This is a genomic window from Actinopolymorpha sp. B17G11 (assembly GCF_040196095.1).
In the GTDB taxonomy this organism is placed as follows: domain Bacteria; phylum Actinomycetota; class Actinomycetes; order Propionibacteriales; family Actinopolymorphaceae; genus Thermasporomyces.
On the sequence record NZ_JBEFTW010000010.1, the window covers coordinates 96,017 to 115,802 of the forward strand.

Sequence of the window (19,786 nt, forward strand, 5' to 3'; positions counted from 1 at the left end):
ACCTCACTGCGTTCGCTCATGGCTTCGCTCCCGTCCCGCCGGCCGAGCCGTTGTCGTCGTGGCGATCGCCTGAGTCGGCGGTGGAACCGTCGTCGGCCGCGGACTCGTTCACTCTGCCGTTCGACGCCGACGCTCCGTCGTCGCCACCGCCACTCCCACTGCCACTGCCACTGGCGCGGGTGCTCCGTGGCGTGGGCGTACCGGTGTAGCGCTCGAGCCCCGGCACCTGGTGGGTGTAGCGCGACGGCTCCCGCACCGTGCCACGGGCGATGAGCACCCGCGACACCGACGACTCCGCGGCGCGCCCGTCGGGCAGCAGGGCCGGCGTGTCGACGGCGTTGTGCCGGGCGAAGGTGCCGGGTGCCGGTGCCTGGCCGGGGTGCCGGCCCTTCTCGGCGTAGTCGCGGAAGCGACGCTCGGCGAGGTCCTTCTGCGACGGCTTCACTCCGATGCGTTCGCGGTGGGCGAGGATCATCGCGCCCAGCGCGGCGGTGATGAGCAGCGCGCTCGTCACCTCGAACGCGAAGACGTACTTCGAGAACAGCAGCGCCGCGATGGCCGGCACGTTCCCGTCCGGCGTCGCGTCGGCGAGCCCGACCGGCTGGCCGAACGTGACACCACCGACCGCGGTGACGAGCAGGGCTCCGAAGATGATCGCGCCGATGATCGCCAGCCAGCGCTGCCCGCGCAACGTCTCGACCAGCGAGTCGGACGCGTCGACGCCGACCAGCATGAGAACGAAGAGGAACAGCATGAGGATCGCGCCGGTGTAGACGATCACCTGGACGGCGAACAGGAACGGCGCATCCTGGATCGCGTAGAGCAACGCCAGGCACATCATCACCGTCGCCAGCAGCAACGCGCTGTGCACCGCCTTGCGCACGAGCACCATGCCCAGGGCCGCCAGCACCGCGATCGGCGCGAGCACCCAGAACGTCACGGTCATCGGGCCGCCGCCTCGCTCTCGTCCCTGGCCGGCTCGTCCGCGGCTGGTTCGGCGTCGTTCGCAGACTCCGTACGCTCCGACCAGCCCGGCAGGCCGGCCCCGCGGTAGTAGTCCTGCTCGTCGTCGCCGATCCGCATCGGGTGCGGCGGCTCCTCCATGCCGGGGAGCAGCGGGGCCAGCAGGTCCTTCTTCTCATAGATCAGGCTCGCCCGGCTGTCGTCGGCGAGTTCGTACTCGTTGGTCATCGTGAGCGCCCTGGTCGGGCACGCCTCGATGCACAGGCCGCAGAAGATGCAGCGCAGGTAGTTGATCTGGTAGACGCGGCCGTAGCGCTCGCCGGGCGAGAACCGACCGCTGCCCGGGCCGCCGGTGCCCTCACCGTCGTCGGTGTTGTCGGCACCCTCGACGTAGATCGCGTCGGCCGGGCACGCCCATGCGCAGAGTTCGCAGCCGATGCACTTCTCCAGCCCGTCCGGATGCCGGTTGAGCTGGTGGCGGCCGTGGAACCGGGGGGCAGTGGGCCGCTTCTCGAACGGGTACTGCTCGGTGACGGGCTTGCGGAACATCGTCCGGAAGGTCACCCCGAACCCGGCGATCGGTTCCCACAGCTGCGCCATGACGCCGCGCTGCGGCTTGTCGCTAGCCATCGCCATGCTCCTCTCGTGACGTGGCTGACTGTCCCCTACCGTCGCCCGTGGGCGCGCTCTCGTCGCCCGGCGCCCCCGCGCCCGCGGTCACCGACACGGTGGCGGGTTCGAAGCCCGGCACCTTCTGTCCAGGCATCGGCGGGACAGGGTATCCACCCGCGAACGGGTCGAACTCCGGCTGGTCGGCTTCCTCGTCCTCGCCGGCCTGTTCCTCCTCGCGCTTGGCCGCGATCCAGTCGTAGACGAACGAACCCAGCAGGACGAGCACCACGAGGCCGGCGATGGCGTAGAAGAACTGCCGCTGGTAGCCGGCGCTCAGGGTCGCGCGCGCGGTCGCGACGAAGACCGTCCAGACCAGGGCGAGCGGGATGAGGAGCTTCCAGCCGAGCTTCATGAACTGGTCGTAACGCATCCGGGGCAGCGTGCCGCGCAACCAGATGAACAGGAACATGAACGCCATGACCTTGCCGAGGAACCACAGCAGCGGCCACCAGCCCTGGTTGGCGCCCTCCCACAGCGACAGCGGCCACGGCGCCCGCCAGCCGCCGAAGAACATCGTCGTCGCGAGTGCGGAGACGGTGACCATGTTGACGTACTCGGCGAGGAAGAACAGCAGGTACTTCATCGAGGAGTACTCGGTCAGGAACCCCGCGACCAGCTCACCCTCGGCCTCCGGCAGGTCGAACGGCGCGCGGTTGGTCTCGCCGACCATCGCGATCATGTAGATGAGGAACGACGGCAGCAGGACGACGACGTACCAGCTCGGCAGGTCGACCGTCACGCCGAGGATGGTCGCCTGGCTGCCACCCGCCTGCGCCTCGACGATCTGCGAGGTCGACATCGACCCGGCGTAGAGGAAGACGGCGACCAGCGCGAGACCCATCGCCACTTCGTACGAGATCATCTGCGCGGAAGACCGCAGGCCGCCGAGCAGCGGGTAGGTCGAGCCGGAGGCCCAGCCGCCCAGCACGATGCCGTAGATGCCGAGCGACGCGGCCGCCAGGATCAGGAGTACGCCGACCGGCAGGTCCGTGAGCTGCAGCGGAGTGCGGTGGCCGAAGATCGACACCTCCGGACCGAGCGGGATCACCGAGAACGCCGTGAACGCCATGGCCGCGGCGATGACCGGCGCCAGGACGTAGACGACCGTGTCGATGTTCTTCGGCCGGATCGTCTCCTTCAGCGAGAGCTTGATCCCGTCGGCGAGGCTCTGCAGCAGGCCGAACTTCCCGTGCACGTTGGGACCGACCCGGTGCTGCATGCGCGCCACGACCCGGCGTTCGAACCAGATGTTGAAGATCGTGATGAGCAGCAGGAAGACCGTGATGGCACCTGCTTTGATGAGAATGATCCACCACGGGTCGTTCCCGAACGCCGACAGACCTTCGTCGCTCATGAGGTGCCCCCTTCTCCTGCGGTGACCGCCCCAGGTGCGGTGGCGTCGGTGCCGAGGGCGCCGGGCGCGAGGTTGACGACGGCACCGGCGTCGACACCGAGCTGGTCGGGTACGCCCGAGCCGGCGGAGTTGGTCGGGATCCAAACGACCTGGTCGGGCAGGTCGGCGATCTCCAGCGGGAGGGTGATCGTGCCTCGCCCGTCCGAGACCGCGAGCCCCTCGCCCACCGCGACGCCGAGGTCCTCGGCCGTGCGGGCCGACACCCGGGCGCGGGCGGGACGGGCGGTGCCGGCGAGGTAGGGCTCGCCCTCCTGCAACCGGCCCTGGTCGAGCAGTTGGTGCCAGGTCCCGAGGACGGCTTGGCCGTCACGTGGCTGGGCCGACTCGGCCGGGCCGCGCCGAGGCGGCGCCGCCCGGGTGTCGTCCCAGGCACCCAGCTCGATGAGTTCCTGGCGGGCGCCCTCGACCGTCGTGAAACCGAGCGGGCGCCGCATCTCGTCGGCGATACCGGCGAGGACCCAGAGATCGGACTGGGTGTCGGCGTTCTCCAGCGCCTTCTCGAAGGGCCGCTCCCGACCCTCCCAGTCGACGAAAGTGCCGGCCTTCTCCGCGACGGCCGCGACCGGGAAGACGACGGAGGCGTGCTCGGTGACCTCGCTCGGTCGCTGCTCGAGGCTGACCACGAACGACGCCTTCGCGAGCGCCACCCGTGCGGCTGCCGGGTCGGGCAGGTCCGCGACCTCGACGCCGCCGACGACCAGCGCGCCGAGCTCACCCAGACCGGCGGCGGTGAGGATGGTGGAGGTGTCGCGGCCCGGCTCGATCGGCAGGTCACCGGCACCCCAGGCGGCGCTGAGGTCGACCCGCGCGGCGGCGTCGCCCACCGGCCGACCGCCAGGCAGGAGGTTCGGCAGGCAACCAGCGTCGACCGCGCCGCGTTCGCCCGCTCGCCGGGGCACCCAGGCCAGCCGGGCGCCGGTCGCCTCGACCAACCTGAGGGCCGCAGACAGTCCGCCGGGTACCGCGCCGAGGCGGGCGCCCACCAGGACGATCGCGCGTTCCTTCTGCAGCGCCTGCGCGCAGTTGAACCCCGCCAGGTCCAGACCGGCGCCGCCGCCGGCCAGGGCGGCCAGCACCCGCGCCTCGGTGCCCGGTGCGGACCGCAGCAGGGTGCCGTCCATCTTCCGCAGGCCGTCGGTGGTGTACGGCGCGACCGACCAGATCGCGGTGCCGTTCTTCTTCGCGGCCTTGCGGAGTCGGAGGAAGACGATCGCCGCCTCCTCCTCGGGCTCCAGACCGACGAGCAGGACCGAGGCCGCGTTCTCCAGGTCGCGGTAGGTGACCCCGAGTCCGGTACCCGCGACGGCGGAGGCGAGGAAGTCGCTCTCCTCCGTCGAGTGCGGCCTCGCCCGGAAGTCGATGTCGTTGGTGCCGAGTGCGGTCCGCGCGAACTTCGCGTACGCGTAGGCGTCCTCCATCGTGACCCGGCCACCGGGAAGGACACCGACCCGCCCGCCGGCCGCCTCGAGGCCGTCGGCCGCGACGCGGAACGCCTCGGACCACGAGGCCGGCTCCAGCTCGCCGCTCTCGGCGTCGCGGACCAGTGGGTAGGTCAGCCGGTCGGGCAGTGCGGCGTAGCGGAACGCGAAGCGTCCCTTGTCGCACACCCACTCCTCGTTGACCTCGGGCTCGTCGCCGGCCAGCCGGCGCATGACCTTGCCGCGCCGGTGGTCGGTACGAATCGAGCAGCCGCCCGCACAGTGCTCACAGACACTCGGGCTCGACACCAGGTCGAACGGACGGGACCGGAAGCGGTACTGCGCACTCGTCAGCGCACCCACCGGGCAGATCTGGATGGTGTTGCCGGAGAAGTAGCTGGAGAACGGCTCCTTCTCGTAGATGCCGACCTGCTGCAGGGCACCCCGGTCGAGCATCTCGATGAACGGGTCGCCGGCGATCTGCTGGGAGAAGCGCGTGCACCGGGCGCACAGGACGCAGCGTTCCCGGTCGAGGAGCACCTGGCTGGAGATGTTGATCGGCTTCGGATAGGTCCGCTTGACCTCGGTGAAACGCGACTCGCCGCGCCCGTTGGACATCGCCTGGTTCTGCAGCGGGCACTCGCCGCCCTTGTCGCAGACCGGGCAGTCCAGCGGGTGGTTGATCAGCAGGAACTCCATCTGCCCCTGCTGCGCCTTGTCGGCGACGGCCGATGTCAACTGGGTCTTGACGACCATGCCCTCGGCGACCGGAATCGTGCAGGACGCCTGCGGCTTGGGCATGCCGCGGCCGTTGCCCGCGTCGGGGATCTCCACCAGGCACTGCCGGCACGCACCCACCGGGTCCAGCAGCGGGTGGTCGCAGAAGCGGGGGATCGCGATGCCGATCAACTCGGCCGCCCGGATCAGCAGGGTGCCCTTCGGCACGCTCACCGGGATGTCGTCGATGGTGAGCGTGACGAGGTTCTCCAGCTCCGCCGACGGCGTGCCTTGGCTCTGGAGGGTCATACGGTCGCTCCTGCCGGTCTTGACTCGAACAAGGTCGCCGCGGCCGGGTCGAACGGGCACCCACCCCCGGTCACGTGCGCGATGTACTCGTCTCGGAAGTACTTCACCGAGGACGTGATGGGTGAGGTCGCGCCGTCGCCGAGCCCGCAGAACGACTTGCCCAGGATGTTGTCGCACAGGTCGACGAGCGTGTCGATGTCGTCCTCGCTACCCTTGCCGTCCTCGATGCGCTGCAGGATCTGCACGAGCCACCACGTGCCCTCGCGGCACGGCGTGCACTTGCCGCACGACTCGTGCTTGTAGAACTCCGTCCAGCGCAGGACCGCCCGCACGATGCACACGGTGTCGTCGTACATCGACAGGGCGCGGGTGCCGAGCAGGCTGCCGGCCGACACCATGCCCTCGAAGTCGAGCGGGACGTCGAGGTGCTCCTTCGTGAGCATCGGCACCGACGAGCCGCCGGGCGTCCAGAACTTCAGCTCGTGCCCGGCACGGATTCCACCGGCCAACGAGAGCAGTTCGCGGAGTGTGATCCCGAGCGGACCTTCGTACTGGCCTGGGCGGCGCACGTGACCGGACAGTGAGTAGATCACGTGGCCCTTGCTCTTCTCCGTACCCATCCCGGAGAACCACTCCGGGCCGTTGGCCACGATGCCCGGGACGCTGGCGATCGACTCGACGTTGTTGATGACGGTCGGGGAGGCGTAGAGCCCAGCCACCGCCGGGAACGGCGGGCGCAACCGCGGCTGGCCGCGTCGCCCCTCGAGCGAGTCGAGCAGCGCGGTCTCCTCACCGCAGATGTACGCACCCGCACCGGCGTGCACCACGACGTCGAGGTCGTAGCCGGTGCCGAGGATGTCGTGGCCGATGAAGCCGGCGTCGTAGGCCTGCTGCACCGCCTGCTGCAGCCGGCGGACGACGTGCAGCACCTCACCGCGGACGTAGATGAACGCCTGCCGCGCGCGGATCGCGTACGCCGAGATGATGACGCCCTCGACCAGCGTGTGCGGGCTGGCCAGCATCAAGGGGATGTCCTTGCAGGTGCCCGGCTCGGACTCGTCGGCGTTGACCACCAGGTAGCGCGGCTTCTCACCGAGCGGCGGCAGGAAGCCCCACTTCATGCCGGTCGGGAAGCCCGCACCGCCCCGGCCACGCAGGCCGGAGTCCTTGACCATGGTGACGACCTCGTCCGGGTCCAGCCCGAACGCCTTGCGAAGCGCGCGGTAGCCGCCCTGGTCGGAGTAGGCCTGGAGGGTCCACGCGCGATCCTGCGCCCAGTTGGCGGTCAGCACTGGTGCCAGCGGATCGGTCATCGCCGCTTCCCCTTCCTGGCATCGCCGTTGGCGGTCCCGTCACGCTTGGCGGAGTCGTGGCCAGCGTCGACCTCGGCGATCTTGGACTCCGACTCGGCCCGTTGGGTGTCGGCCTGCTCCGCTGCCCGGGTGGCGGCGGCCGGAGTCGCCGGCTGGGTCGTCATCGCGGGTGGCTCTCCGGCGCCGCCACTCGGTGCCGCCCAGCCTCGCGACTCGGCGAGCCGCAGCCCGGCGAGCGAGGCCTCGCCGGCCGTCACACCTTCGTCGGCGCGTCCGTCGGGAAAACCGGCGAGCACCCGTTCGGCCTGCCGCCAGGTGCACACCCGGGCACCGCGGCTCGCCTGGACCTCGGTGCCGGCGCGGAGGTCGTCGACCAGCTGCCGCGCCTTCTCCGGCGTCATGTTGTCGAAGAACTCCCAGTTGACCATCACGACGGGCGCGTAGTCGCAGGCGGCGTTGCACTCGACGTGTTCGAGGGTGACCTTGCCGTCGGGCGTGGTCTCGTCGTTGCCGATGTCGAGGTGTTCCTTGAGTCCTGCGAAGATCTCGTCACCGCCCATCACCGCGCACAGCGTGTTGGTGCAGACACCGACGTGGTAGTCGCCGACCGGGCGGCGCTTGTACATCGTGTAGAACGTCGCGACCGCCGCCACCTCGGCCGCGGTCAGGTCGAGCAGCTCGGCACACACCTCGATGCCCTCGGGGCTGACGTGGCCGACCTCGCTCTGCACGAGGTGCAACATCGGCAGCAGGGCGGAGCGCGCCTGCGGATAGCGCGCCATGATCTCGCGCATCTCGTTCTTCGTACGCTCGGAGATCGCGGGATCACCCGGGTTCTCCGTACGCGCAGTGGTCTCGGCGCTCACCGGTCCACACCACCCATCACCGGGTCGATGCTCGCCACCGCGACGATGACGTCGGCGACCATGCCGCCCTCGCACATCGCCGCCGTGGCCTGCAGGTTGACGAACGACGGGTCACGGAAGTGGGCTCGGAACGGCCGCGTGCCGCCGTCGGAGACCACATGGCAGGCCAGCTCACCGCGCGGGCTCTCGACCGCGAAGTACGCCTGACCCGCCGGCACCCGGAACCCCTCCGTCACGAGCTTGAAGTGGTGGATGAGCGCCTCCATCGACTCGCCCATGATGTGCTTGATGTGGTCGAGGGAGTTGCCGAGGCCGTCCGGCCCGAGCGCGAGCTGGCTCGGCCAGGCGATCTTCTTGTCGGCCACCATCACCGGGCCTGGCGTCTTCTCCAGCCGGTCGGTCGCCTGCTCGATGATCTTCAGACTCTCTTCCATCTCCTGCAGGCGGATCCGGAACCGGCCGTAGGAGTCGGCGGTGTCCCACGTCGCGACCTCGAAGTCGTAGGTCTCGTAACCCCAGTACGGCTGGGTCTTGCGCAGGTCCCACGGGTAGCCCGTCGCCCGAAGCGGCGGACCGCTGATACCTAGGGCCAGGCAGCCGGTGAGGTCGAGGTGCCCGACATCGCAGAGCCGGCCCTTGAAGATCGGGTTCTCGTTGCAGAGTTCGGCGTACTCCTTGAGGTGTTTCTTGAACCACGCGATCAGCTCGCGGAGCTTCTCGATCGCATTGTCCGGCAGGTCCTGGGAGACGCCGCCGACCCGGATGTAGCCGTGGTTCATCCGCAGGCCGGTGATCAGCTCGAAGATGTCGAGCACCTTCTCGCGCTCGCGGAAGCCGATCGTCATCACCGTCAGCGCGCCGATCTCCATGCCGCCGGTGGCGATCGCGACCAGGTGCGAGGAGATCCGGTTGAGCTCCATCATCAGCACCCGGATGGTCTGCGCCCGCTCCGGCACGTCGTCGGTGATGCCGAGGAGCTTCTCGACCGCACCGACGTACGCCGCCTCGTTGTAGAACGGCGAGAGGTAGTCCATCCGGGTGCAGAACGTGACCCCCTGGGTCCAGTTCCGGTACTCCATGTTCTTCTCGATGCCGGTGTGGAGGTAGCCGATGCCGCACCGGGCATCGGTCACCGTCTCGCCGTCGAGCTCGAGGATCAGTCGGAGCACCCCGTGGGTCGAGGGGTGCTGCGGACCCATGTTGACGACGACCCGCTCGTCGGCGGCCTCGGCGGCACCTGCGACGACCGAGTCCCAGTCCTGACCGGTGACTGTGAAGACCTGGCCCTCGGTGGTGTCGCGGACGCTGGCGTAGGGGTCCTGCCGCGCCTCGTCGTGCGTACGGTCCTGTTGCGTGGTCATCAGGTGTATGCCCTCCGTTCGTCCGGAGGCGGAATGGTCGCGCCCTTGTACTCGACCGGGATGCCGCCGAGCGGGTAGTCCTTGCGCTGCGGGTGGCCCGGCCAGTCGTCCGGCATCTGGATCCTTGTCAGGCCGGGATGGCCGTCGAAGACGATGCCGAAGAAGTCGTACGCCTCGCGCTCGTGCCAGTCGGCCGTCGGGTAGACCTCGACCACCGACGGGATGTGCGGGTCGGCGTCGGGGCAGGCCACCTCGAGCCGGATCCGCCGGTTGTGGGTCATCGACAGCAGGTGGTAGACCGCGTGCAGCTCCCGGTCCTTGTCGCCCGGGTAGTGCACGCCCGAGACGCCGCTGCAGAACTCGTAGCGCAGGGCGGGGTCGTCGCGGAAGTTTCGTACGACCTCGACGATGTGCTGGCGGCGGACGTAGAACGTGATCTCGCCCCGGTCGACCACGACCTTCTCGATCGCCTCGTCGAAGCCCGGAGCGCCCTCGTCACCCAGCACCTCGGCCAGGCGGTCGGTCACCTCGTCGAACCAGCCACCGTAGGGCGGGACAGTGCCGCCGGGAAGGGCGACGGTGCGGACCAGCCGGCCGTAACCGGAGGTGTCGCCGCTGCCCCGCACACCGAAGGCGCCGCGCCGGACGCCGAGGATCTCCGGCGGCGCCGGCTCGTGCTTCTCCGGCAGCCGGTCGTCGGCTGTCTCGTCCGGAACCTGGTCCGGTGTCTCAGCGCCACTCATCGGAGCAGCCCCTTCATCTCCGAGGTGGGCGCGCTCTCCAGCGAGAGGCGCTCCTGTTCGGCGAGCAGTTCCTGCTTGTTGACGCCGAGCTTCTCGTTCTGGATCTTCTTGTGCAGCTTGAGGATCGCGTCGAGGAGCATCTCCGGCCGCGGTGGGCAGCCCGGCAGGTAGATGTCGACCGGGACCACGTGGTCGACGCCCTGCACGATCGCGTAGTTGTTGAACATGCCGCCGCTGGAGGCGCAGACGCCCATCGACAGCACCCATTTGGGGTCACCCATCTGGTCATAGATCTGGCGCAGCACCGGGGCCATCTTCTGGCTCACCCGGCCGGCGACGATCATCAGGTCGGCCTGCCGCGGCGAGGCGCGGAACACCTCCATGCCGAACCGTGCCGTGTCATAGACCGGGCCGCCGGTGGTCATCATCTCCATCGCGCAGCACGCCAGCCCGAATGTCGCGGGCCACAGCGACGCCTTGCGGAAGTACCCGACAAGACCCTCCACCGTGGTGAGGAGTAGCCCTGAGGGCAGCTTTTCTTCGATGCCCATGTGCGATCAACAGCTCTCTTCCGAACGACTGGATCTGGCTGGCAGACGACGGCTCACGGTCAGTCCCATTCGAGACCTCCGCGCCGCCAGACATAGGCGTACGCCACGAACACGGTCACGATGAACAGCACCATCTCGACGAGACCGAAGATCGCCATCTGGTCGAAGGCGACCGCCCACGGAAACAGGAAGATGATCTCGATGTCGAAGATGATGAACAGCATCGCGGTGATGTAGTACTTCACCGGGAAACGGCCACCGCCGGCCGGCTGCGGTGTGGGCTCGATCCCACACTCGTAGGAGTCGACCTTCGCGCGGTTGTAGCGCTTCGGACCCATGACGGATCCGGCCACCGCGGAGACGACCGCGAAGCCGCCGCCGAGCAGCAGCAGCACGAGAATCGGCACGTAGAGGTTGTTCACGCCGGCCCGCTCCCCTTTCTCGCCGTGCTGTGATGTGCCCGCACACAGGTGTGTGGCGCCCACCGACGCGGCGGCGTTGGCGCGACGCCCGCGCGCACGCCGCGCCGGCTGCCGAGCTCAGACCGGCTCGCCATCCTAGGGCCCCCATCTCTCATGCGTACCCACCCCCTAGGCCGCGGGTGTGAGTTTGCACATCGCGTTGATGATCCGGTCGTGTGCGTCGCCGCCCCGTGGATCGGTCAGGTTCGCCAGCAGCTTGATCGTGAAGCGCATCAGGAGCGGGCGTGGCAGACCGTGCCGGGTGGCGATCTTCATCACCTGCGGATTCCCGATCGCCTTTACGAACAGCCGGCCGAGTGTGTAGTACCCGCCGTACCGTGCCTTCAGCGCCTTCGGATAGGCCGCGAGGACCCGCTCCCGGTGCGGACCCGCCGGCCGTGCGAGCGCCTGGGCGATGACGTCGGCGGCCAGCTCGCCGGACTCCATCGCGTAGGCGATCCCCTCACCGTTGAAGGGATTCACCATCCCGCCGGCGTCGCCGACGAGCAGCAGTCCGGCGGAGTAGTGCGGCTGGCGGTTGAAGCCCATCGGAAGCGCCGCGCCGCGTACCGGGCCGACCTGGTTGTCCTCGACGAAGCCCCACTCCTCGGGCATCCCGGAGAGCCATGCCTTGAGCAGGCCGCGATAGTCGGCGCTCTTGAATCCGCTGCTGGTGTTCAGCAGGCCAAGCCCGACGTTGCTGGTGCCGTCGCCCATGCCGAACACCCAGCCGTAGCCGGGCAACAGGTTGCTCTGGTTGGGCTTACCGTCCCAGAGCTCCAGCCACGACTCGAGCCAGTCGTCGTCGTGGCGGGGACTGGTGAAGTACGTACGCACCGCGACGCCCATCGGGCGGTCCTCGCGGCGCTGCCGGCCCACCGCGACCGAGAGGCGCGAGGAGTTGCCGTCGGCCGCGATGACGAGCGGCGCGCGGTAGGTCGTCTCCGTCTCGGCGCCGTGCGGCTTGGCGGTGACGCCGGCGATCCGGCCGGTGTGCTCGTCGACCACGGGCCCCGTCACCGCGGTGCGTTCGTGGAGGCGGGCACCGGCCTTCTGCGCCTGCCGGGCGAGAAGCTCGTCGAAGTCGGTGCGCTTGCGGACGAGCCCGTTGGTGGGGTGCTCGGCCAGGTCCGGCCAGGGCAGCTCGAGTCGCATGCCGCCGCCGTAGATACGCAGGCCGTGATTGTGCAGCCAGCCGGCTTCAGGCGAGGTGTCGATACCCATCTTGACCAGCTGGGTGACGGCACGAGGGGTGAGCCCGTCGCCGCAGACCTTCTCGCGCGGGAAGGCGGTCTTCTCGAGGAGCAGTACGTCGAGCCCGGTGCGCGCCAGGTGATAGGCGGTCGTGGCACCGGCTGGTCCTGCTCCGACGACGATGACATCCGCGTCGTCGTCGATGCTCTGGCGGCTCATCATTCCTCGTACCTGGTGAGGAGTTTGTCCGGAACCCCGTGGGTGACGCCCCTTTGCGAACTTGTGAATGCCTTCACGAGTCCACGCAACGCACAGTCTACGGCGTGGCCGGGGGCGGCAACCGGCGCCCCCGCAGGCGGGGACATGCGTGCTGACCTGGCGATTTACGTGACATCGACCTTGCTAAAACGATCGGCGGCGCTGGGCCGCGAAATGATCACGCATGCGTGATCATTCCCAACGATGCGCGGTGAAGATGTCGCGCATCGTTGGGAATTGCCGGGTGAGGTCAGGACAGAGCCTCAAGGCGTGCCATCAGAACGGTGCAGATTGATACCATCACGCTATGGCCATGACGCTACGACTCCCGCCCGAGTTGGAAGACGAGCTTCGCGTCGCCGCAGAAGAGGATCGACGCAGCCTGCACCAGACAGTGCTGCTCGCGATCGAGACCTGGCTGGCCCTTCGCGAGACCGAGGAGATCAAGGCCGACCCTGACACGTTGCGCGCTCTTGCCGAAGCACGCGAGGAGGTCAGGAAGGGTGAGGTTGTCCACGGTGTCGATGCCGTTCGCGCCCTGCTCAAACAGCGCCGGGCGTCGTGAGCCAGGCCTACGACCTGGCTGTCACCTCACGCGCCCGCCGCGCCCTGACCGACGGACTTCCCCACGCTGTGGCGACGGCTGCCGTGGAATTCATCACCGGGCCGTTGGTGGAGAACCCGCAACGCGTCGGCAAGCCCCTTCGCGAACAACTCGCGGGCATCTGCAGCGCCCGACTGGGCCGGGAATGGCGCGTCCTGTACGAGATCGACGAGGCGAAGCACACCGTGACCGTGCTCGACATCCGCCACCGGGCAAGCGCCTATCGCCCTCGCTGACGTGACCACCCAGGTTGTTGGAGCTTCACCGGCATCTGTGCCGACATCTGCGCCGACGAACCTCCAACAACCCGGGTGGGTGGGTCGTCGTACCTGCTCACCGTCCAAGATCATCAGCGGGAAGTGGGCGATCGATCCACGTCGCGCTGACCCACTTCCCACCGATGATCTTCGTGTCAGGGGCGGCGGGCGCGGTGGAGGGCGACGATGCCGCCACTGAGGTTGCGCCACTCCACACCCGCCCAGCCGGCCGCGGCGAAGGTCTGCGCCAGATCCGCCTGCGCCGGCCAGGCCCGGATCGACTCGGCGAGGTAGACGTAGGACTCCGGATCCGACGACACCCTGCGGGCGAGCGCCGGCACGGCCCGCATGAGGTACTCGAGATAGACCGTACGAAAGGGCCTCCACACCGGCTGGCTGAACTCGCACACCACCAGCCGGCCACCCGGACGGGTCACGCGGAGCATCTCCCGCAGCCCGCCCGTCACGTCGACGACATTGCGCAGCCCGAACGACATCGTGACCGCGTCGAAGCTGGCATCCGCGAACGGCAGCCGGACCGCGTCACCGACCACGAACGGCAGGTCCGGCCGGGCGCGTTTGCCCGTCGCCGACATCCCCCACGAGAAGTCGCAGGGGACGACGAGCGCGGCACCGGCCCGGCCCAGCGGTTCACTCGACGTACCCGTCCCCGCGGCGAGGTCGAGTACCCTCTCGCCCGGCCGCGGATCAACGGCGCGCGTGACCGCCCGTCGCCAGAGCCGGTCCTGACCGAGGGACAGGATGTCGTTCGTCACGTCGTACCGCTCGGCCACGTCGTCGAACATCGCCGCCACGTCACGGGGGGATTTAGCCAGAGATGCGCGAGCCACGTGTCCAACCTCTCACGACCTCCTGGGGGCGAGCGCGACGCCTGTGCCGATCGACCTTCTACGCTGTGGAGCCGTGACGCAATCGCCGGTTCTCCGCGAAGACAACGCCGCCGACGCCGTTCCACGGCTCGTCGTGCGTACGACCGAGATCCACGATCGGGTCGATCTGCTGCAGACCCTGGCCACGACCGAGGCGACCGCGTGGGTGCGGCGGGGCGCCGGGTTCGTGGGGCACGGCGAGGCGGTCCGGCTGGACGTCTCCGGCCCCGACCGGTTCGAGGTGGCGGTGCGCTGGTGGTCGGCGGTGGTGGGGACTGCCGCCGTGCGCGACGAGGTGGGCGTGCCGGGCACGGGCCTGGTGGCGTTCGGGTCCTTTGCGTTCGCGGACGAGCCTGGCGAGTCCTCGCTGGTCGTTCCGCGGGTCCTCCTCGGCCGCCGCAACGGCCGGACCTGGCTCACGACGGTGACCGTCGAGCCGGCCCTTCCTGGCGTACCGTCGCTGGACACCCTGGGCACTGCGGTTCCGCCACCACGCCCGCCGCGCGATGTGGCCTTCGCCGACGGTGCGCTCACCGGCACCGAGTGGGTGGGCGCGGTCGCCGACGCCGTCCGCCGGATCGGTGCGCACGAACTCGACAAAGTAGTTCTCGCCCGCGATCTTCTGGCCGTCGCCGGGGAGCCGCTCGACCTGCGGTGGCCTTTGCGCCGGCTGGCCGAGCGCTATCCCGCGTGTTGGACCTACGCCGTACGCGGGCTGATCGGCGCGACACCCGAGCTGCTCGTGCGCCTGGACAACGGCCTGGTCACCTCGCGGGTGCTGGCCGGCACGATCCGGCGAAGCGACGACGACGCGCACGACCTGGCGTTGGCGGCGTCCCTGGCCCGGTCGAGCAAGGATCTGGAGGAGCACGAGTACGCCGTTCGGTCGGTGGCTGACGCGCTCGCGCCACACTGTTCGAGTGTCAACGTGCCCGAGTCGCCGTTCGTCCTGCACCTGCCGAACGTCATGCACCTCGCGACCGATCTCGCCGGCGTCCTCACCGACTCCTCGACGTCGCTGCAGCTCGCCGCCGCGCTCCATCCGTCGGCGGCGGTGTGCGGTACGCCGACGCCGGTGGCGCTGCGGCTGATCGCCGAGCTCGAACGCATGGACCGCGGACGCTACGCGGGTCCCGTCGGGTGGATGGACGCGACCGGGAACGGCGAGTGGGGCATCGCCTTGCGGTGCGCCCAGCTGGATCCGGACGACCCGACCCGGCTGCGCCTCTACGCCGGCTGCGGCATCGTGGCCGACTCCGTACCCGAAGCCGAACTCGCCGAGGCCCAAGCCAAGCTGGTCCCCATCCGCGACGCCCTCGACTCGTGATCATGATCGTGACGATGAAGCTTTTCGGGTTCTATGGCCCCTTTTGCTTTCACGACCCGGTCTCGCTTCATGATCACGGCAGTGCCGTGGTCAGCTGCACGATCATGGAAGTGCCGGGCTCAGCTTCATGACCACCAGGCCTGAGGTCGCGGCCATCCCGGACGCGGCCGACGCATGACGGCGAGACCAAAGGCGACCGGGGCTCGAGGAGTTCCGCTGCCGCGCGGGCGGGAGACCCGAGTGCTCGGTGTGTTCGCGCATCCCGATGACGAGACGTTCTTCGCCGGCGCGACGCTGGCGGCGTACGCAGCGGCCGGCTGCACAGTGCGCCTTGTGTCGCTCACCGCGGGCGAAGCGGGCATCGTCGGAGTCGCGGCCGCACGCGCCGCCGCCGGCGAGCCGGATCAGGTCGCGATCGACGCCGCCGCGGACCGAGGTGCCGCGCGATACGCACGCGCCTGCCAAGCCCTGGGAGTCAAGGACTCTGGCGTCATCGGCGGTCGGCGATGGCGGGACCTCGGGCCCGTGCCGGTGCCGGGTTCCCGGGCGGGCCCGTTGGCGGCTTCGTCGGCCGAGCCCTTGACGGGTACGCCGGCGGAGCCGTCGACGGGTGCGTTGGCGGAGGCCGGCGCGATCGCCGCGATCGTCGCCTGTGTCAAGCAGACCTTGACAGAGGTCTCACCCGACGTCGTTCTCACCGTTTCCGACGACGGCGTGACGGGCCACCCCGACCACATCACCTGTCACCGAGCAGTCCGCCAGGCGCTCGGCCTGTTCGCGGCGGAGGGCCGCAAGATTCCGTTGACACTGGGTGGATGCGTACGCACGAAGGATGTTCGGGCCGCGTGGGAACGCCTGGCGCTGCTGACGCCGACCCGCCCACTCGGCGAAGGCGGGATCCGTGGCTGCGCGAGGGAGGAGGACCTCGTGGCACTCCAGTTCACCGAGCCCTCCGTCCAGGCGAAGCGAACCGCGCTTGACACGTACGCACCCGGACTCGGAACGCAGCCCCTCGACGCGCTCGTCGCGGGCCAGACATCGGTCGGCGACGGCGTACTCCTCCGCGCGATCGCCGAGGTGGCCGGGATGGACCGCGAGTTCTTCCAGCCTCTTGTTCATGGGCGAGGCTCCGCCCAGACGACGGTCAGGAGCTAGCTCGCGAACGCGTCACGCACGTCGTCGGCGTGGTGCTCCCACCACGACAGGAGCGCCGATTCGGAGAAGAAGAAGCGATCGCACCGCAGGTCGCCGAGCTCGTAGTGCCGGCTGAGTTGCCACAGTGCGCAGAGCTGGTTCCACCACCAGCGGTGCACCGCGTCGGCGAACGCAGCCGCGTCCACCGGTTCCACCGCGCGATACCCACGCACGAACGCCGCCACCCGATCCAGGTCGACGCCGTGCCCGTCAGCGTGGGAGAAGATGTAGACCGCGGCGCGGACCACCTCGCTGGGAAGGACGCCCACCCTCATCCGGTCCCAGTCCAGGACGGCCGAGACACGACCACCATCCCAGAGCACGTTGTACTGCTGGAAGTCGCCGTGGATCCACCCTGCCGGTCCAACCCGCGCAGCGTCATCCGGCCGGCGGCACACCTGCGCCTCGATCGAGGCGCGGCGGGTCAGGAGGAGACCGCGCGCACGTTCGTCGAAGTCGTCACCATCGCCGCGCGACCGCCGGCCATCGATGAGGGCGACGTACCGGTCGATGGCCTCGCACACCACGCCCGGATCCTTCGTGTCCGCCGGCACGAGCGGCGGGGCGGCGGGCAGGACGGACGAAAGCAGGACGTGGACGTCACCGAGCACCCGCCCCAATGCCTCGCACCGCGCCAGGTCCAGCTCACTGCCTGCGCGGTGAACCCCAGCGGCCCAGGCCGAGACGGCGAACAGGCCGGCCGGATGTACCAGCAGTGTGTCGCCGCCGGCCAGGGCGGCCGGGCACGGGACTGGAAAGCCCTTGGCGGCAAGGGCGGAGGTGGCCGCGTGGTGGCGCCTCGCCTGGTCGGCTCCGACGTCGAGCAGTTGCTTGACCGCGTACACACCCGCCGGCGTGCTTACCCGCCAGTTCCGGTTCATCGTGCCAGTCGTCACGGGTTCGACGGTCGACAGCTCGCCCAACCCGAAGGCGGTCACCACGTCGGCGAGGATCCCGCGCTCGCGATCGCTCACAGCGTGGCCGTCGCCCGTCAGCGCTCCCACACGGTCGTCTTCACCCCTCAGTGCTCCCCCACCTTGGCCGCTGCCCGTCAGCGCTCCCACCCACTCGGGTCCTCTCCCACGACTCGGTTCAGGGTGCCGGTGCGTTCATCGCGTTCGTACCTACGACGGGCATTGATGGCGAGCTTGCGTTCCACCTCCGCGCCCAGGTCGACTCCGGTCATCCGGGCGAGCGACAGGAGATAGAGGGCGACGTCGGCGAGTTCCTCTCCGAGATGGGGCTCCTTGCGCCGCCAGGCGTCGAACGCCTCGGCGACCTCCCCCTGGAGCAGACAGAATTCCAGCGGTACGTCGGTGACGTTGAACCCCTTGGCCACCTTGTTGTCCCACACGCGCTGTTGTGCTGTCGCGAACTCCACGGTGGCTCCTCGCACGCTGACGGACAGGTCGCCGTCACGGTAACGGACCAGACGTCGAGGAGGTACGAACGGACGGGAGCGCGCTCGAGCTCCCCGGCCCGCAAGCACGGCCGCCCACCGCGTTCGGGCGGGCGCACAGAAACGGTCGGGCGAGGACAAGACTGCCCACCGTCATACCGATACCGAGATAGACCGGTGCCAGGTGCCAGAGGTCGGTGTAGCCGATCAGCCAGTGCACGATGACCGCGGGAGCGAACCCGGCCGTCCCGGCGCACGCCAGCGACCACCACACCCAGGACTCCCCGCGCCGCCAACCCCAGAGGGTCAACGCCGTGATCGCCAGAGCCGCCGCCATCAGCGCCCCGCCGAAGCCGGCCCGGTCGTGCGCGATGAACGGCATCAGGCGGGGATTCTCACCGTGGAGAGCGTGGGCATCGGTGAGGAGGAACTGCAGGTCGGTGGGGACGAACACCGTGGTGAGACCCACGACCGACACCGTGGCGCCGCCGACGAAGAGCCCGAATCCGGTGACGATCAGGAGGAGCTGTCCGACGAGCGCCCGGCGCCGAAGCCGCTCGGGACCGTCCGGAAGCAGCCTCCATCTGGGTTCCGGCGGGCGCCGCCAGGTCGCGAGCAGGAACATCGGGAACAGCACCACGGTGACGGCCGTGTGCAGCGGCTCCACGAATCCGAACGCCAGGAAGTAGAACAACGTGGGGAACCCGACCAGACCTGAGGCGAGGTAGGCGTTGCGGGCCCACGGCCAGCCCTTGCGGATGCCGCCCGCGGCAAGGCCCACGTACAACGCTCCGATCGCCACCATCGTGCCGGCCATGGTGATCCGGTCGTGCTGGAGGAACGACACCAGGTGGTGGTTGATGGCATGCAGGTGCGTACGGTCCGCGCCGAGAAAGTCGCGGTCGTACCACAGCAGCACCGGGCCGAGCGTGATCGCCGCCGCGCCGAGCCCGGCGCCGATCATGCCCATCCCGACGAGCAGGCCCCACCACCAGGCCGGCCACCGCCGAGGATCGAGCGGGATGTCGCGCAGCCCAGGAGCCGGCCGGGTGGAGGTCGCCGCCTCGATCACCCGCTGGAACCAGCCAGGCCCGGCGGCGAGGAGGACAGCGGGCGTGGCGAGCACTGTCGTCGTCCGGTCCGCCAGCGCCTCGACGGCGGCCGGGACGGACGGATCGGCGAGATGGCGCACCTCGGGGTCATCACCGGTCCGGACGTCGCCGATGCCCGCGTCCACGGTCCCGACGTCCACGGCGCCCACGTCGCCGATGCCCACGTCCACGGTCCCGACGTCCACGATGCCGACATCGCCGGTGCAGACGTCTCCGGTGAGGATGCGGTCGACCTGCGGCGCCAGGGCCGACGCGACCTCCGCTTCGGACGTACGCACGAACACTCGACAGCGGTGGGGAGACGTCGCATCCGCCACGGCACGGCGTACCACCGGCAGGTCGTCTGGACCGACCGAGCCGATCTCGATCACGTCCGCGCCCAACACTGGCAGCGCTCTGAGGGCGTCCCGAGCCACTTCTGGTGGGACAACGGCGCCCAGCCGTCCGGCCATGTCCGGCGGTGGCGGCCTGCGGTCGACCATCCTCGCGACCAGCCAGGCGCCACCCGGCAGCGTCGTCAGCGTCGCCAGGCCCCGAAGGGCCGCACGCTGCGACCGCCGCAGTCCCAGTGAGGCGGCGATCGTACGCAGGGGATGGTAGGTCCAGTCCGGCATGGCGCACAGCGTGACACAGGTGGTCAGCCGATGATCAGCGCCCAGACACCAGCGAGCGCGATCCGATCCCGTGTCGGTCGCACCCGTGCGCTCGAGAGCACGCGGTCATGGACGCGTGGACGGGCGCTCGGGTGCCGCGGCAGACGCGT

19 protein-coding genes are annotated in these 19,786 nt (G+C 69.6%); 4 read left to right on the forward strand and 15 right to left on the reverse strand.

Annotation, left to right across the window (positions count from 1 at the left end; genetic code table 11):
* Positions 1-16: 16 nt before the first annotated feature.
* The 11 genes from ABN028_RS13205 to ABN028_RS13255 form a co-directional block, all read right to left on the reverse strand.
* A complete protein-coding gene (locus tag ABN028_RS13205; protein WP_349696807.1) occupies positions 17-946 on the reverse strand; it encodes an NADH-quinone oxidoreductase subunit J in 930 nt (309 codons plus the stop codon).
* On the reverse strand, positions 943-1,593 hold the full coding sequence (nuoI, locus tag ABN028_RS13210) for an NADH-quinone oxidoreductase subunit NuoI (RefSeq protein WP_502877604.1): 651 nt from the start codon (positions 1,591-1,593) through the stop codon (positions 943-945). The genes ABN028_RS13205 and nuoI overlap by 4 nt, the downstream gene beginning before the upstream one ends.
* Entirely contained in the window at positions 1,586-2,989 is a 1,404-nt protein-coding gene (nuoH, locus tag ABN028_RS13215; RefSeq protein ID WP_349330085.1) for an NADH-quinone oxidoreductase subunit NuoH, read from the reverse strand. The genes nuoI and nuoH overlap by 8 nt, the downstream gene beginning before the upstream one ends.
* Positions 2,986-5,493: an NADH-quinone oxidoreductase subunit G gene (locus tag ABN028_RS13220; RefSeq protein WP_349696808.1), complete on the reverse strand. Its 2,508-nt coding sequence runs from the start codon at positions 5,491-5,493 to the stop codon at positions 2,986-2,988. The genes nuoH and ABN028_RS13220 overlap by 4 nt, the downstream gene beginning before the upstream one ends.
* Positions 5,490-6,806: an NADH-quinone oxidoreductase subunit NuoF gene (gene nuoF, locus ABN028_RS13225; protein ID WP_349330083.1), complete on the reverse strand. Its 1,317-nt coding sequence runs from the start codon at positions 6,804-6,806 to the stop codon at positions 5,490-5,492. Before nuoF ends, ABN028_RS13220 begins: the two co-directional genes overlap by 4 nt.
* Positions 6,803-7,600: an NADH-quinone oxidoreductase subunit NuoE gene (gene nuoE / locus ABN028_RS13230; protein WP_349696858.1), complete on the reverse strand. Its 798-nt coding sequence runs from the start codon at positions 7,598-7,600 to the stop codon at positions 6,803-6,805. The genes nuoF and nuoE overlap by 4 nt, the downstream gene beginning before the upstream one ends.
* A 68-nt stretch (positions 7,601-7,668) precedes the next feature.
* On the reverse strand, positions 7,669-9,033 hold the full coding sequence (locus ABN028_RS13235) for an NADH-quinone oxidoreductase subunit D (RefSeq protein WP_349330082.1): 1,365 nt from the start codon (positions 9,031-9,033) through the stop codon (positions 7,669-7,671).
* Positions 9,033-9,776, reverse strand: a complete 744-nt coding sequence (locus tag ABN028_RS13240; protein ID WP_349696809.1) for an NADH-quinone oxidoreductase subunit C — start codon at positions 9,774-9,776, stop codon at positions 9,033-9,035. Before ABN028_RS13240 ends, ABN028_RS13235 begins: the two co-directional genes overlap by 1 nt.
* On the reverse strand, positions 9,773-10,327 hold the full coding sequence (locus ABN028_RS13245; RefSeq protein WP_349691275.1) for a NuoB/complex I 20 kDa subunit family protein: 555 nt from the start codon (positions 10,325-10,327) through the stop codon (positions 9,773-9,775). Before ABN028_RS13245 ends, ABN028_RS13240 begins: the two co-directional genes overlap by 4 nt.
* Before the next feature lie 59 nt (positions 10,328-10,386).
* Entirely contained in the window at positions 10,387-10,749 is a 363-nt protein-coding gene (locus tag ABN028_RS13250) for an NADH-quinone oxidoreductase subunit A (protein ID WP_349330079.1), read from the reverse strand.
* Positions 10,750-10,917: 168 nt separating this feature from the next.
* Entirely contained in the window at positions 10,918-12,201 is a 1,284-nt protein-coding gene (locus tag ABN028_RS13255) for a geranylgeranyl reductase family protein (protein WP_349696859.1), read from the reverse strand.
* A 352-nt stretch (positions 12,202-12,553) separates the two neighbouring features.
* Between ABN028_RS13255 and ABN028_RS13260 the strand changes: the two genes are divergently transcribed.
* Complete coding sequence (locus ABN028_RS13260) at positions 12,554-12,805, forward strand: hypothetical protein (RefSeq protein WP_349330077.1); 252 nt, start codon at positions 12,554-12,556, stop codon at positions 12,803-12,805.
* Complete coding sequence (locus tag ABN028_RS13265; protein WP_349330076.1) at positions 12,802-13,080, forward strand: type II toxin-antitoxin system RelE family toxin; 279 nt, start codon at positions 12,802-12,804, stop codon at positions 13,078-13,080. The genes ABN028_RS13260 and ABN028_RS13265 overlap by 4 nt, the downstream gene beginning before the upstream one ends.
* Before the next feature lie 176 nt (positions 13,081-13,256).
* Here the strand turns inward: ABN028_RS13265 and ABN028_RS13270 are convergent, their stop codons facing one another.
* Positions 13,257-13,952, reverse strand: coding sequence for a demethylmenaquinone methyltransferase (locus ABN028_RS13270; protein ID WP_349691278.1), 696 nt, complete (start codon positions 13,950-13,952; stop codon positions 13,257-13,259).
* Between the two features lie 73 nt (positions 13,953-14,025).
* Between ABN028_RS13270 and ABN028_RS13275 the strand changes: the two genes are divergently transcribed.
* Positions 14,026-15,318: an isochorismate synthase gene (locus ABN028_RS13275; RefSeq protein ID WP_349696810.1), complete on the forward strand. Its 1,293-nt coding sequence runs from the start codon at positions 14,026-14,028 to the stop codon at positions 15,316-15,318.
* 174 nt (positions 15,319-15,492) lie between these two features.
* The gene (locus tag ABN028_RS13280; RefSeq protein WP_349696811.1) at positions 15,493-16,473 is read left to right on the forward strand and encodes a PIG-L family deacetylase; all 981 of its coding nucleotides are present in this window, start codon (positions 15,493-15,495) and stop codon (positions 16,471-16,473) included.
* On the opposite strand, the gene ABN028_RS13285 is transcribed toward ABN028_RS13280, so the two are convergent.
* From ABN028_RS13285 to ABN028_RS13295, 3 genes are all read right to left on the reverse strand, one after another.
* Positions 16,470-17,486, reverse strand: coding sequence for a phosphotransferase (locus ABN028_RS13285; protein ID WP_349696812.1), 1,017 nt, complete (start codon positions 17,484-17,486; stop codon positions 16,470-16,472). The two genes, ABN028_RS13280 and ABN028_RS13285, sit on opposite strands and share 4 nt — an antisense overlap.
* Before the next feature lie 77 nt (positions 17,487-17,563).
* Positions 17,564-17,893 carry a nucleoside triphosphate pyrophosphohydrolase family protein gene (locus ABN028_RS13290; protein WP_349696813.1) on the reverse strand — a complete coding sequence of 110 codons (330 nt, stop codon included), beginning with the start codon at positions 17,891-17,893 and terminating at the stop codon, positions 17,564-17,566.
* Positions 17,894-17,927: 34 nt separating this feature from the next.
* A complete protein-coding gene (locus ABN028_RS13295) occupies positions 17,928-19,637 on the reverse strand; it encodes a hypothetical protein (RefSeq protein WP_349696814.1) in 1,710 nt (569 codons plus the stop codon).
* Positions 19,638-19,786: the final 149 nt, after the last annotated feature.

Excerpts from the sequence above, each read along its gene's own strand:
- ABN028_RS13205 (WP_349696807.1), bottom strand. The coding sequence starts at position 946 with ATGACCGTGACGTTCTGGGTGCTCGCGCCGATCGCGGTGCTGGCGGCC.
- nuoI (WP_502877604.1), bottom strand. The coding sequence starts at position 1,593 with ATGGCTAGCGACAAGCCGCAGCGCGGCGTCATGGCGCAGCTGTGGGAA.
- nuoH (WP_349330085.1), bottom strand. The coding sequence starts at position 2,989 with ATGAGCGACGAAGGTCTGTCGGCGTTCGGGAACGACCCGTGGTGGATC.
- ABN028_RS13220 (WP_349696808.1), bottom strand. The coding sequence starts at position 5,493 with ATGACCCTCCAGAGCCAAGGCACGCCGTCGGCGGAGCTGGAGAACCTC.
- nuoF (WP_349330083.1), bottom strand. The coding sequence starts at position 6,806 with ATGACCGATCCGCTGGCACCAGTGCTGACCGCCAACTGGGCGCAGGAT.
- nuoE (WP_349696858.1), bottom strand. The coding sequence starts at position 7,600 with ATGCGCGAGATCATGGCGCGCTATCCGCAGGCGCGCTCCGCCCTGCTG.
- ABN028_RS13235 (WP_349330082.1), bottom strand. The coding sequence starts at position 9,033 with ATGACCACGCAACAGGACCGTACGCACGACGAGGCGCGGCAGGACCCC.
- ABN028_RS13240 (WP_349696809.1), bottom strand. The coding sequence starts at position 9,776 with ATGAGTGGCGCTGAGACACCGGACCAGGTTCCGGACGAGACAGCCGAC.
- ABN028_RS13245 (WP_349691275.1), bottom strand. The coding sequence starts at position 10,327 with ATGGGCATCGAAGAAAAGCTGCCCTCAGGGCTACTCCTCACCACGGTG.
- ABN028_RS13255 (WP_349696859.1), bottom strand. The coding sequence starts at position 12,201 with ATGAGCCGCCAGAGCATCGACGACGACGCGGATGTCATCGTCGTCGGA.
- ABN028_RS13260 (WP_349330077.1), top strand. The coding sequence starts at position 12,554 with ATGACGCTACGACTCCCGCCCGAGTTGGAAGACGAGCTTCGCGTCGCC.
- ABN028_RS13280 (WP_349696811.1), top strand. The coding sequence starts at position 15,493 with ATGACGGCGAGACCAAAGGCGACCGGGGCTCGAGGAGTTCCGCTGCCG.
- ABN028_RS13295 (WP_349696814.1), bottom strand. The coding sequence starts at position 19,637 with ATGCCGGACTGGACCTACCATCCCCTGCGTACGATCGCCGCCTCACTG.